The organism is Sporosarcina sp. P17b (assembly GCF_002743115.1).
Lineage (GTDB): Bacteria > Bacillota > Bacilli > Bacillales_A > Planococcaceae > Sporosarcina > Sporosarcina ureae_C.
In genome coordinates, this window is record NZ_PDYP01000029.1 from 1 (window position 1) to 13,040 (window position 13,040).

Genomic DNA, 13,040 nt, shown 5'->3' on the forward strand with positions numbered 1-13,040 from the left:
TGTCGTTGAAAGTAGTGAGGGTCATGCTTTGGACTCGCGCAGGCACGTGGGGATTGCCTACAGCCATGAGCCAGCTGGCGGTGGGGCTGCTGCTGTCTCATGACCACGGCCTACCCCGCAGTTGTGCCTGCGCTACCAAGTACTTATCAAGTTTGTTTGTGGTTTATAGGAGATAAAACCAGTGACTGGGTAGTACTAGTTACTATTCCTGCAAAAGAAGAATCATAACTGCCCTACACATAATCTAACGTAGGCGGCTGACAGTGGTAGGCGTAGTAATGAGACAGCCAGGCGCTCTTCCTGACTGGCTCATTGCGGAAGCCATCCACCACCGCCGAAGTGGGGCCAATGATCGCCCCACTTACATTGCCAGTCAAACTACTACCTCTGCAAAAAACAAAAAAGAGGTAGTTATTGCAAAAACAACTACCTAACGCCGACTCTTACTTACCACACCAAACCCCAAATCCTCGCTCTCAATTCACCCACAAATAAAACAGAAAAAATTTCAATCCCTACTATTCTAATTTGCATTGACTATTTTTAATTATCTGTTAAACTGTTAATAATATAACAAGAGAGCGGGGGTATGGAATGGTCACATTCGAATCGTGGAAAGAGATATCGGTCTTGCCGGATTTTCCAGCAGATTCCGAGACAAAAGGGGCTTCTGAAGTATTGCAATGGGCGTATGAACACTATGGAGAAAAACTAGTCTATGCGTGTAGCTTTGGTATCGAAGGCATTGTATTGATCGAACTAATTTCACGCGTGAAGCCAGATGCCAAGATTGTTTTTTTGGATACCAATTATCACTTTAAAGAAACATATGAAACGATAGAAAAGGTAAAAAAGCGTTATCCACAGCTTCAAATTCATTTACAACAACCTCATTTGACTATCGATGAACAAACAGAACAATATGGCTTGGACCTTTGGAAAACCAATCCGAATCAATGCTGTGATTTGCGTAAGATTCAGCCGTTGGAAGAAGCGATTTCCCCTTCCACTGCTTGGATATCGGGATTACGTAGAGAACAATCCGAAACGAGAAGTTCTACAGAGTATTTGAACTTAGATAATCGTTTTAAAAAGATTAAAGTGTGTCCACTGATTCATTGGACATGGAAAGATGTTTGGCGCTTTGCCCATACACATGAACTCGATTATAACGTGCTTCACGATCAAGGTTTCCCGAGTATCGGGTGTGCAACGTGTACAAAACCAGCATTCACCGAAGAAGATATGCGTTCTGGACGTTGGACAGGAAGCGGTAAGACAGAATGCGGACTGCATACGTAAATTTTTTTAGATTCAAAACCAAGTATTTCGATATGACTTATTATTATAAGAAGGTTAGGTGTTTATAAAATGACAACGATACAACCACATGGCGGCAGTTTAGTGAATTTATACGAACCCACTCTTTCAATTGAAGGAGTACACAAGACAATTTCAATTGATGCTACATCGGTTAGTGATTTGGAACTGATCGCAACAGGAGCATACAGCCCATTAACAGGTTTCTTGACTTCTGAAGATTATCACACAGTTGTTAACGATATTCGTTTAGCAAACGGCACTATTTGGAGTTTACCGATTACGTTACCTGTTAAGGATCGTTCTGCTTACTCAATAGGTGACACGGTTTTGCTTGAGTACCAAGGTGATATCTATGGAACACTTGAAATTAAAGACATTTTTGAACCTGATCAACAAATAGAAGCGGAAAAGGTTTATAAGACAGCTGACCGCGCTCATCCTGGCGTAGCCAAGTTACTCGATCGCGGCCATATCTATTTAGGTGGGCCAATCAAATTGATTAGACGAATTGAACAGAAAAGTTTTGCTGAGTTTTATTTCGATCCTTCTGAAACTCGTCAAGCGTTCGAAAATAATGGCTGGAAGACTATTGTCGGATTCCAAACACGTAATCCTGTTCACCGTGCCCATGAATATATTCAAAAAACTGCACTAGAGATTGTCGATGCCCTATTACTCAATCCACTAGTTGGGGAAACGAAATCAGATGATATTCCTGCAGATGTACGGATGGAAAGTTATCAAGTTCTGCTGCGCGATTACTATCCTGAAGATCGTGTCAAGCTAGCTGTGTTCCCTGCGGCAATGCGTTATGCAGGTCCACGCGAAGCAATTTTCCATGCTCTTGTACGCAAAAACTATGGTTGTACCCACTTTATTGTCGGTCGTGACCATGCAGGCGTTGGCGATTACTATGGCACGTATGAAGCCCAAGAGATCTTCTCGAACTTTACAGCGGATGAAATCGGTATTACATTACTCTTCTTTGAACACAGTTTCTTCTGTAAGACTTGCGGCAACATGGCGACGCCAAAAACTTGCCCACATTCCAGTGAAAATCATGTCATTCTTTCAGGAACCAAAGTACGGGAGATGTTGAAAAACGGAATCTTGCCTCCACCGGAATTCAGTCGTAAAGAAGTTGTCGATGTATTGATCAATGGCTTACAAGAAAAAGAACTGGTGAAGTGAGGAGAAGCGAAATGACAAAGAACATTGTATGGCATGACCAATTAATCTCTAAAGAGGAACAACGAGCAAAAAACAGTCATCATAGCGCAGTTCTCTACTTTACCGGTCTATCCGGTTCGGGTAAATCCACTATTGCAAATGCAGCCGCTCGTCGGTTGCATGATCTCGGCGCTAATACTTATGTACTTGACGGAGATAACGTCCGCCACGGCTTGAATAAAGATCTTGGCTTTTCTGATGAAGCACGAAAAGAAAATATTCGTCGCATCGGTGAAGTTTCAAAGTTATTCATCGATAGTGGTCAACTTGTTTTCACAGCATTCATCTCCCCCTTCCAGGAAGATCGTGACAGCGTGAGACGCCTTGTTGAAGAAGACGAATTTGTCGAAGTGTATATTAGTTGTCCGCTAGACGCTTGTGAACAACGTGACCCAAAAGGTTTATATGAAAAAGCGCGTGCCGGTGTCATTCCTGAGTTCACCGGGATTTCATCACCTTATGAAGCACCAGTAAATCCTGAACTTACATTGGAAACGGATAAATATACTGTGGAAGAATGTGTCGAACAACTAATCGGCTACTTGCGTGATAAAAAATGGATTAATTGAGGAGTGGTTAGAATGGGAAAAGTTTGGCTAGTCGGAGCGGGTCCAGGAGATCCAGATTTATTGACCGTCAAAGCAGTGAAGGCTATACAGCAAGCGGATGTAATTCTTTATGACAGACTGATCAATCAAGAGATTTTAACGTACGCAAAGCCGGACGTGGAGTTGATATTCGTAGGCAAGCTTCCGAAGCATCATTTCGTCCAGCAGGATATGATTAATTTCTTATTGGTTAAGCATGCGAAGCAAGGTAAACAAGTCGTACGTCTGAAAGGCGGCGATCCATTCATTTTCGGTCGCGGCGGTGAAGAAGCAGCGTTTGTGGTTAAGCATCACATCCCATTTGAAGTGATTCCAGGCATCACTTCTGGAATCGCTGCTCCTGCTTATGCAGGTATTCCCGTTACTCATCGTGATTACAGTGCATCATTTGCTATCGTCACGGGCCATCGTAAAGAAGGAGCCGAAGAAGCTGAGAAATGGCAGGCTCTTGCCAAAGGTATTGATACACTTGCAATTTATATGGGTGTCAGTAATCTTCCCTATATACAGAAGCAATTAATTCAACATGGCAAGGATCCAGATACACCTGTTGCGTTTATTCATTGGGGGACCACAGAGACGCAACGTACAGTTACTGCAACACTTTATACTATGACGGAAACGGCACGCCTTGAAGATGTCAAGAATCCAAGTATGATTGTCATTGGTGAAGTTGTCCGTTTACGCGACGAGTTACAGTGGTTCGAGGAATCGAGTGATGAACGTCATTTGCATGAGGCGCTAGTATGAGAGCGATCCTCTATATTTGTCACGGTAGCCGTGTAAAGAAAGGACAGCAGGCAGCCTTAGCATTCATCGAGAAAACGATGAGAACTGAAGCTGCCCCTATCCAAGAAGCCTGTTTCTTAGAACTTGCTGATCCTTCTATTGCAGAAGGTGTTGCGTGTTGTATAGAGCGTGGTGCGACGGAAATTGTCGCAATCCCCTTCCTGTTATTACGCGCAGGCCATGCCAATGTGGACATACCCATTGAGCTGCAAGGCGCCATGGCGAAGTATCCTGATATTCCTGTTTACTACGGAGACCCAATTGGCGTCGATGAACGAATGGTCGATGTGCTGATTGAGCGATTGCATCAAACAACAGAAATTGTCCCCAAAGATGCATCGATATTATTGATTGGAAGGGGCAGTAGCGACCCCGCAACGATCGATGATTTTGCAGATATCAAAAGGATTTTCCAAGAGAAAACGACGCTACAAAATGTTAGCGTGGGTTATCTTGCCGCCTGTGGTCCTTTTTTTGAAGAAGAACTTGAGCGTTTGTTAGAACAGCAGCCGAAGAATCTATATATTTTACCCTATTTATTATTCACTGGTATTTTAATGAAAACGATTGAGCGAACACTACAGAAAACAAAAACAACAACCGCTATTCATTTATGTCCTGCACTCGGTTACGATCCAGCTATTCATGCAATCTTGAATGAAAGGGCTAATGAAGCAGCAGAAAGGAAACGTGGTCTAAATGTTCCCCATTATGCTTGAAAAGATGGATGAATCGAATATCTTCGTAGTCGGTGGCGGACATGTCGCCTATCACAAAGTACTTAACCTCCGCCGATTCGGTATTCATCCAACTATTATCAGTCCTGCTTTTCATCCCTCTTTTGAAGAACTTGAACAGCAAGGTGTGGTTACGCTCATTACGAAAGAAGCGGAATGGGAAGATGTTGCGACCGCCTTTCTCACCTTGCTCGTAACAGATAATGAAGCAGTGAACGATCGCCTCGCCAAGCAATTAAAAGATGCGGGAAAATTAGTCGTTCACGCTTCCAATCCATCTTTAGGCACTGCACAGATTCCCGCTGTCACTGCGCGGGGTAAACTGATCATCAGTGTATCGACAAGTGGCTCAAGTCCCTCATTGGCTAAAAAGATCCGTGACGAAATTGCGGAAACCTATGATGAACGATATGAGGAGTATTTGGATTTCCTCGCTGATGTTCGACAGTATGTGAAACACTACGTTGCGGATCGTACAGAGCGCAGAGCATGGCTGAAAGAAGCTATTGAGCCTATTTATCTCCATAACACAGACGAGCGGCAAACATTTCTGAACGAACTACAGAAAACCTCTCCTTCAGAACAACTTGTTAATTAAAAACGAAATAAAAAAGATCCTTAGTTCATTTCGAATTAAGGATCTTTTTCATATAGTTTTCGATCGATTACTTGTTCATGAAAGATTTAATTTCTTCTTCATAGCTACTTTGTTGAGTATCCCAACGACTATTTGGCAGTAAGGACATACGGATAGATTACAGCCTCGACGTTGTTCGTCTGCTCTTGCTGAAATTAATTTCAGCAAAACTAGTCAAACGGATAGGCGTGGACGATATTCCCCATCCGTCCTGTCGTCGTTATAGCCTGTGATAGGGAATTCAGTATTGCTTCTTCCGCTACTTCAGCTGCACCGAGAAAAAGGTCATTCATAATAGAATGATCATCTCTTAATTGTTGTCTTGTTTCTACCATTTCTCTTGTGAAATGCGGAATTTTATGAGCAGTTGAAAATGCGATGACAACGTCACCACTACCATTACTAAAGTGACTTCCCGTTCTCCCAAGACCGATACCACATCTTTTCGCTACTCGGCGTAACTGCCTATTGCTAAGCGGTGCATTTGTCGCCAAAACTATCATGATCGATCCATCAGCGGGACTAGGGTATGTCGGGATATACGGGTTGTCGCTTAATTTATATTTCTCAATTTGAAAGTCTTCCTTTTTTCCGAAATTACTAAGGACTATACAACCAACCGTATACTTCTTTCCACTTTCACTCTCCGTAATTATTCGTGATGAGGAACCAATTCCTCCTTTATAGCCAAAACAAATCATGCCTTTTCCAGCCCCAACTGCCCCTTCCAAGCAAGCGTCAGTAGAAGCTTCTTTAATAGCATCGATTGCATGACTAGGTTGAACTGCTAGCTCACGGATTGAATTCAGTCGGCTGTCATTGCATTCCCCAACAACCAGATTGATCGTTCCCGTCGTGTCTCCAATTTCAGGACTTTCTTCTAACATATATTGTAGGGTACCTTGGGTCACTGCGGGGACTGCAAACGTGTTTGTCAGCATAATCGGAGACTCAATCAAGCCCAATTCATTTACTTGAACGAGTCCTGTTGTTTTTCCAAAACCGTTTAAAATATAACTTGCGCCTACTACTTTATTCATAAACAGATTGTCGCCATGCGGTAAAATGGCAGTCACGCCTGTAGCTACGTAATCATCTCCTTGTAATGGATGATCTAGTGTGACATGTCCAACTTTTACGCCTTTTACATCCGTGATACAATTTTTGATACCCGTTGGAAGACGGCCAATGATAATACCCCTATCTCTAACTTTCTTAGATTCATGTAAGTTCATATTATTCACTCCAAGTAAAATTTTTAATTACGTAAATTGTTCTTCGCAATTTCAACAAAATAAAAAAAGGCAGCAAAGTTCTACTGCCTCTTCAATCTTGATTAATGACCTAAATAAGCTTTCTTAATCGTATCATCTTGCAATAATTCTTTCGCAGTACCAGAAGCTACTACTTTCCCATTTTCAAGTACATACCCACGATCTGCTACTTTTAAGGCTTGTCGCGCATTTTGTTCAACAAGTAATACAGTCGTACCAGCTTCATTAATTTCTTTAATAATTTTAAATATATCTGCAACGATGATCGGTGCTAGCCCCATTGAAGGTTCATCTAGTAAAAGAAGCTTTGGTTTAGACATAATCACTCTGGCAATCGCTAACATTTGTTGTTGTCCACCTGAAAGTGTGCCACCGTATTGCTCTTTTCTTTCTCTCAGAATTGGAAAGCGATCCATCACTTTTTCAATATCCGCGCCAACTTCTGAATCACTTCGATGATATGCACCCATTTCCAAGTTTTCTAAAACAGTCATTGTTGCCAAAATACCTCGACCTTCTGGGACAAGTGCTAAACCTTTTCGTAAAAGCTGGTCTGGTCGACGGCCTGTAACATCATTTCCTAAATAGTGGATTGTGCCTTCTTTAGGTTTTAAAAGCCCAGCGATGGTATTCATCATTGTCGTCTTACCCGCACCATTGGCTCCTAAAATCGTTACGATTGTCCCTTCTTCTACAGCTATATCTATACTTTTTAACGCTTGAATTTTCCCATAAAAGGTACTGATGTTATCTAGTTTAAGCAAGCTCATCTTCCTCCTCCACCCCGAGGTAGGCTTCAATTACTTCTTTATTGTTTTGAATACTGCTCGGTGTACCTTCTGCAATTTTTTTACCAAAGTTCAAAACGACAATTCTACTACAAACACGCATCACTAGTGGCATATCATGTTCGATCAGCAGCACCGTAATATCCAATGTTTGGATTTTTTTAATTAAATTAAATAAATCATTCGTTTCTTTTTCATTCATACCAGCTGCTGGTTCATCAAGGAGAATTAACTTTGGCCTACTCGCTAAAGCTCTTGCGATTTCTAATCTTCGCTGTGCGCCATAGGAAAGGTTTTTTGCAATTGTTTCCTTGTCATTCGCTAAGCCAACAACTTCTAGTATCTCATCAGAAGTCGCCAGGACTCTAGCTTCTTCTGCTTTTTGAGCTTTCGTACGAAATACACTTTGCATCACATTCGTTTTTAGTCGGCAATGATTACCTACCATAACGTTTTCACGTACTGTTAAGTCAGAAAACAGACGGATATTTTGAAATGTACGACAGATACCTTTTTCTGTAATTTGATGCGGCTTCAGATTTGATAGTGGATTGCCGACAAACGATATATCACCAGAACTAGGAGGATACATAGCTGTAATCATATTAAACATCGTCGTTTTTCCAGCACCATTAGGCCCAATTAAACCAAGTATTTCGCCTTCTTCCACTGAAAACGAGACATCGGTTAAAGCTTGGATACCACCGAAGTTTTTACTGATCTTCTTTATTTCAAGCACCATGATTTTTCTCCCCTTTCTTCTTAGGTTTCAATCGTTTGAATCGGTTTATCATATTTACATCGATAATTCCTTGTGGACGGAACGCCATCATAAGAACCAGAAGCGCACCATAAATCATAAATCGATATTCGTTGATAAAACGTAGGAATTCGGGCATTGCAGATAAGAACACAGCTCCGAATATGGATCCCCATATAACTTCGCTTCCGCCAAAAATAGAGAATATCAATATTTCTACTGCTCTGTGATAATCAAAGTCTGATGGGCTAATGTACGCCATTAAATGGGCATATAATGCACCTGCAAACCCTGCTAACATTGCACCTTGACCGAAAGCTAACACTTTGTAATACGTAATATTAATACCCATTGCTTCTGATGCTTCTTCATCCATTTTAATAGCGGAGAAAGCACGTCCAATTCTAGAATTATTCTGTCTCACGAAAAACCAAATGACTGAAATCGTTATAATGAGTAAAACAAAAAAGACAGCTAAACTTATGAACTGGTTGTTTTTCAATCCAAACATATCAGGTTCTATTCCTATACTTTTACTTAAACTAAGTATTTCTCTTCCAAGATGCGGAATGCCTGATAAGCCAATGGCACCGTTTGTTAAACCCTCCCAGTTAATGAAAAGGACTCGAACGACTTCACCAAACCCAAGTGTTGCAATAGCGAGATAAACACCTTGTAATCTTAAAGCGGGTATACCAATTAATGTCCCAACAATCCCTGTAAAGATCGCAGCTATAATGACGCCGAGTACAAGCGGCATATTATAATTAAGCGTAAGAATAGCTGTTGTGTACGCACCTATACTCATAAAACCTGCATGCCCCAGTGATAATTGTCCCGTTCCAAGCGTTATGTATATACTAACTGCCAGGATAATATTAATTAAAATAAAAGAAATAACTTGTAGATAATATGGGTTTATTAATTCGCCTAACATCTAATCAACCCTTTCTTCCAGTTGTAGCTGTTCCAAAGATTCCTTGGGGTCGTACGATTAAAATAACAATGATTGCGATAAACGCAACAGCATCACGATAACCTGAATCTCCATAGGCTACGATAAATGTTTCAGCCATCCCTAAAATCAAACCACCTACCATGGCCCCTCTTACATTACCTAACCCACCTAAAATAATGATAGCTAATCCTTTAAGTCCGAAAGATAAACCCATTTGGGGGTTAACAGAGTTGAAAGCAATTCCGACTAAAATTCCAGCGATTCCACCCATTGCAGATGCAATAATAACAGTTTGCGTTATCGTTCTCTTCGTATTTACACCGAGAAGACTGGCTACTGCTAAGTTTTCCGCACTTGCACGTAATGCTTTTCCTGCCTTTGTTTTAGATAACCAAAAAGTAAGTCCGAACATAAGTAAAATAGCAATAACAAAAATAATAATTTGAACGTAGTAAACAGTTGTTGATCCTAAAACAAATTTTAATTCTGAAAGTGACGTTCGGAATGGTTGGTTACCTGAACCAAAAAAGTGATGTGCAACGTTCTCAAGAAAAATAGAAACACCGATTGTACTGATCAAAGGCGCAAGATGTGAGACACCCTCTTTTCCTCGTAATGGTCGTAGCGCAAATGTCTCGAGAAAATAGCCTAAAATTCCCGTCACGACAATGGCTACAACAAATGCAATATATAATGGCCAACCTAATATATTCGTGACGACGACGCCCATAAACGCTCCGAACATAAAGATTTCCCCATGCCCCATATTTACTACGTTCAACACACCAAATACGAGCGTGTAACCTAGCGCAACAATGACATAGATACTCCCTAATGTTAGACCATTTATTAATTGTTCAATTAGCAATAGTCCTCCTCCTCCTTCTTCATTTTCGACTTTTATAATCACTCATATTTTCCGTGTGTTATTTAGAAAACAATAAGGCTGGGAAAACCCCAGCCCCTTTCCCTAAAAATTATTCAAATACTACGTATTCGTCACCTTCAATAATTAAAACAGTTGGCTCCATAATAATGTCGCCTTCTTCATCAAATGACATATTTCCTAAAACACCTTCAAAATCTTTAATTTCAGCAAGTGCATCACGAATCGCATCACGGTCTGCTTCACCAGCATTTTTAATTGCTTCAGCCATTACATAAAAACCATCGTATGCTTGTGCTGCGAACTGGTCTGGCTCCATACCGTAAGCGGCTTCATAATCTTCAACAAACTTTTTAACTTTCTCGTCATCTTTCTTAGCGAACCACGGAGTTGCAACGATTAAACCATTTGCAGCATCGCCAGCAATTTTAATAACTTCTGGTGAGTTAAAACCATTACCCCCAACAAATGGTACGTCAATTCCCATTTTGCGGGCTTGATCAAGAATTACTGCACCTTCATTATAAAGAGCAGAAGCTAAAACTAAATCGGGGTTAAGGCTCTTAATCTTTGTTAATTGTGCTTTATAATCAGATTGTCCTAACTGGAAAGTTTCTGTTGTTAAAACTTCTAAATCTAAATCTTTAGCAACTTGCTTCATCGTGTCATATCCTGCTTTTGTGAATACATCATCATTTCCATATAAAATAGCAACTTTTTTAGCGCCATATTTATCAATAGCTTTCTGCACAGATGCAGGAATTGCTAATGTCTCAGGAATCGAGTTTCTGAATACATATTCTCCAAGTTGCGGAATACCTTCAGCTGTGTTTGATGTACCTAGAATTGGAACGCCGTTTAAATCTGCTTCCGGTCCAACGATTTGCATTTCAGTACTTAAAGTAGGTCCAATAATTGCGTCTACATTTTCTGAGTTCATTAATTTTTGTGCAACTGATAATGCTTCTTCTTGTTTACCAGCGGAGTCTTCAATCTTCAACTCGATGTCAACTTCCCCCAGTTCAGCAATTTCTTTGTGTGCAAGATTGATTCCGTTTGTGATCGCTTCACCATAACTAGCACCTGGACCAGTTAAGTATGAAATAACGCCTACTTTTGCTTTTACAACATCATCAGAATCTGCACTTTCAGTATCATCTGTTGATGAGTTCCCACATGCGGCTAACATTACTAATGTAAAAACCATTAAAACCGTAAACAAGAGTTTACTTCTTTTACTCATTCTACCCAGCCCCCTATTTGATTGAAGTTTCAATCATTGAGAATTATACAACTCTCAATAATTTGTTAGTTATACCATTTGTCACAATACTAGTTATTTTATGACTGTCGAATATGACCTTCTGCTTTTCTTGACAAAATAGTAATATAACTAATATTCTGATTATACTCTATAATTATTAATATAGGGTGTTATTTTCAAAACTTTTAAAACTATCAACCAGCCTATAAAAGTTCAATTCTTACTCGCCTATACAACAGCTTGTTAAATAAAAACCAAAATGAAAAAGATCCTTCATTCACTATGAATGAAGGATCTTTTTCATATAGTTTTCGATCGATTACTTGTTCATGAAAGATTTAATTTCTTCTTCAGACATAGAAGAATCACATTTAACGTTGACTGTGTCTCCATTAGTGTAGATGAAGCCAGGTACTGTTGTTATGTCGTACTCATTACGGAAAGCAGAAACACCTTTCATATCAGCGTTTTCAATACTGTTAACGTAATAGATGTGGGCATTTGTTTCTTCGGCTACTTTGTTTAGTTTCTTAACGAAGGTTTGGCAGTAAGGACATACAGATTTACCGACATAGATTACAGCCTCTCCGTCCCCTTTTACTAGTTCGTCTGCTCTTGCGGAATCAATTTTATCAAAACTAGCTACATTTTCTTCATAACTCATTTATGATCAATCTCCTTTCATTGTTAATAGTAGTATACCGCAATGTTTTAGCACTTAAACAAGTAAATGCTCACAAGTAGATTTCGGTCACTAGTTTTAAAGTCAGATTCATTGATCAATCAAAAAAGAAAAACTCTGTCTATTTGGACAGAGTTTTTTTGTTTTTATTGAATTCCTTTTTTAACCCACTCTGCTACTGTGACCGTACGCTTAGCTTGATATTTAACAGCGGCTTCTACATCTTCAATCATCTCACCAGACGGACCGACTGTAACACTAGTTCCATAAGGGTTTCCACCTGCACCAAAGATTACTGGATCCGAATATCCTGGTGGAACGATAATCGCACCCCAATGCATCATCGAAGTATATAGCGATAAGATGGTTGCTTCTTGACCGCCATGTGGATTTTGAGCCGAAGACATAGCACTTACAACTTTATTTATAGTCTTTCCTTTTGCCCATATACCACCCTGTGTATCAAGAAATTGTTTCATTTGGGAAGCCATATTACCAAAACGTGTTGGCGTACTGAAAATAATTGCGTCTGCCCATTCAATATCATCCGATGTAGCTACCGGAATATCTTTCGTTGCATCAGCTGTTGCTTTCCATACATCATTGTTTTCAACTACGGATTGTGGAGCCAGTTCTTGTACTTTTAAAATTTTCACATCAGCGCCTGCTTCTTTCGCACTTGCCTCTGCCCACTTTGCTAATTGATAATTCGTTCCACCCATACTGTAAAAAATTACTGCTAACTTAACTTTTGACATCCAAACATCTCCTTTAGTTTGATAAATATTGTTTCCTTAAAGGCTCATACTAAGAGAACCCATTCCTTCTTCCTTTCCCCGTTATTTCTCTTACTAATCATCTCCACTCATATAATTTTTATACTAACGTAGTTTGCATTTCCATTAAGAATGAGCTGTAATAGTAAAATGATGATCTTCACAAGTATTTCAGTGAACACCACAAATTATTTAACTTATTCAAAAAAGAGGTTGGGACATAACTAGCCAGAAGTGAGCCAAAAAAGGGTTCGATCATCGTTTTTTGATGATCGAACCCTTTTTGTATAGAAATCCTTGTACGACTTCTATACGTTTACCTCCCTGG

15 protein-coding genes are annotated in these 13,040 nt (G+C 40.0%); 7 read left to right on the plus strand and 8 right to left on the minus strand.

Going from position 1 to position 13,040, the window contains the following annotated elements:
- Positions 1–263 precede the first annotated feature (263 nt).
- The 7 genes from CSV76_RS17480 (at position 264) to CSV76_RS16665 (ending at position 5,285) form a co-directional block, all read left to right on the plus strand.
- The gene (locus tag CSV76_RS17480) at positions 264–434 is read left to right on the plus strand and encodes a hypothetical protein (RefSeq protein WP_158232678.1); all 171 of its coding nucleotides are present in this window, start codon (positions 264–266) and stop codon (positions 432–434) included.
- A gap of 160 nt (positions 435–594) precedes the next feature.
- The gene (locus CSV76_RS16640; protein ID WP_099626273.1) at positions 595–1,302 is read left to right on the plus strand and encodes a phosphoadenylyl-sulfate reductase; all 708 of its coding nucleotides are present in this window, start codon (positions 595–597) and stop codon (positions 1,300–1,302) included.
- 69 nt (positions 1,303–1,371) lie between these two features.
- Positions 1,372–2,514 (plus strand): sulfate adenylyltransferase, encoded by a 1,143-nt coding sequence (gene sat, locus CSV76_RS16645; RefSeq protein WP_099626274.1) that lies wholly within the window; start codon positions 1,372–1,374, stop codon positions 2,512–2,514.
- Between the two features lie 11 nt (positions 2,515–2,525).
- Positions 2,526–3,122, plus strand: a complete 597-nt coding sequence (gene cysC, locus CSV76_RS16650; RefSeq protein ID WP_085427069.1) for an adenylyl-sulfate kinase — start codon at positions 2,526–2,528, stop codon at positions 3,120–3,122.
- Between the two features lie 12 nt (positions 3,123–3,134).
- Positions 3,135–3,911, plus strand: coding sequence for a uroporphyrinogen-III C-methyltransferase (gene cobA / locus CSV76_RS16655; protein WP_099626275.1), 777 nt, complete (start codon positions 3,135–3,137; stop codon positions 3,909–3,911).
- A complete protein-coding gene (locus tag CSV76_RS16660; protein ID WP_099626276.1) occupies positions 3,908–4,669 on the plus strand; it encodes a sirohydrochlorin chelatase in 762 nt (253 codons plus the stop codon). The genes cobA and CSV76_RS16660 overlap by 4 nt, the downstream gene beginning before the upstream one ends.
- A 4-nt stretch (positions 4,670–4,673) precedes the next feature.
- Complete coding sequence (locus tag CSV76_RS16665; protein ID WP_233204527.1) at positions 4,674–5,285, plus strand: NAD(P)-dependent oxidoreductase; 612 nt, start codon at positions 4,674–4,676, stop codon at positions 5,283–5,285.
- 209 nt (positions 5,286–5,494) lie between these two features.
- On the opposite strand, the gene CSV76_RS16670 is transcribed toward CSV76_RS16665, so the two are convergent.
- The 8 genes from CSV76_RS16670 to wrbA form a co-directional block, all read right to left on the minus strand.
- Positions 5,495–6,559 (minus strand): DmpA family aminopeptidase, encoded by a 1,065-nt coding sequence (locus CSV76_RS16670; protein ID WP_099626278.1) that lies wholly within the window; start codon positions 6,557–6,559, stop codon positions 5,495–5,497.
- A 101-nt stretch (positions 6,560–6,660) separates the two neighbouring features.
- On the minus strand, positions 6,661–7,362 hold the full coding sequence (locus tag CSV76_RS16675) for an ABC transporter ATP-binding protein (RefSeq protein ID WP_085427074.1): 702 nt from the start codon (positions 7,360–7,362) through the stop codon (positions 6,661–6,663).
- On the minus strand, positions 7,355–8,128 hold the full coding sequence (locus tag CSV76_RS16680) for an ABC transporter ATP-binding protein (RefSeq protein ID WP_085427075.1): 774 nt from the start codon (positions 8,126–8,128) through the stop codon (positions 7,355–7,357). Before CSV76_RS16680 ends, CSV76_RS16675 begins: the two co-directional genes overlap by 8 nt.
- On the minus strand, positions 8,118–9,083 hold the full coding sequence (locus CSV76_RS16685; RefSeq protein ID WP_085427076.1) for a branched-chain amino acid ABC transporter permease: 966 nt from the start codon (positions 9,081–9,083) through the stop codon (positions 8,118–8,120). Before CSV76_RS16685 ends, CSV76_RS16680 begins: the two co-directional genes overlap by 11 nt.
- Before the next feature lie 4 nt (positions 9,084–9,087).
- Positions 9,088–9,972 carry a branched-chain amino acid ABC transporter permease gene (locus tag CSV76_RS16690; RefSeq protein ID WP_029055115.1) on the minus strand — a complete coding sequence of 295 codons (885 nt, stop codon included), beginning with the start codon at positions 9,970–9,972 and terminating at the stop codon, positions 9,088–9,090.
- A 109-nt stretch (positions 9,973–10,081) separates the two neighbouring features.
- The gene (locus CSV76_RS16695) at positions 10,082–11,233 is read right to left on the minus strand and encodes an ABC transporter substrate-binding protein (RefSeq protein ID WP_099626279.1); all 1,152 of its coding nucleotides are present in this window, start codon (positions 11,231–11,233) and stop codon (positions 10,082–10,084) included.
- A 340-nt stretch (positions 11,234–11,573) separates the two neighbouring features.
- On the minus strand, positions 11,574–11,918 hold the full coding sequence (locus CSV76_RS16700) for a DUF6568 family protein (protein WP_099626280.1): 345 nt from the start codon (positions 11,916–11,918) through the stop codon (positions 11,574–11,576).
- A gap of 164 nt (positions 11,919–12,082) precedes the next feature.
- Positions 12,083–12,694 (minus strand): NAD(P)H:quinone oxidoreductase, encoded by a 612-nt coding sequence (gene wrbA, locus CSV76_RS16705; RefSeq protein ID WP_099626281.1) that lies wholly within the window; start codon positions 12,692–12,694, stop codon positions 12,083–12,085.
- Positions 12,695–13,040: the final 346 nt, after the last annotated feature.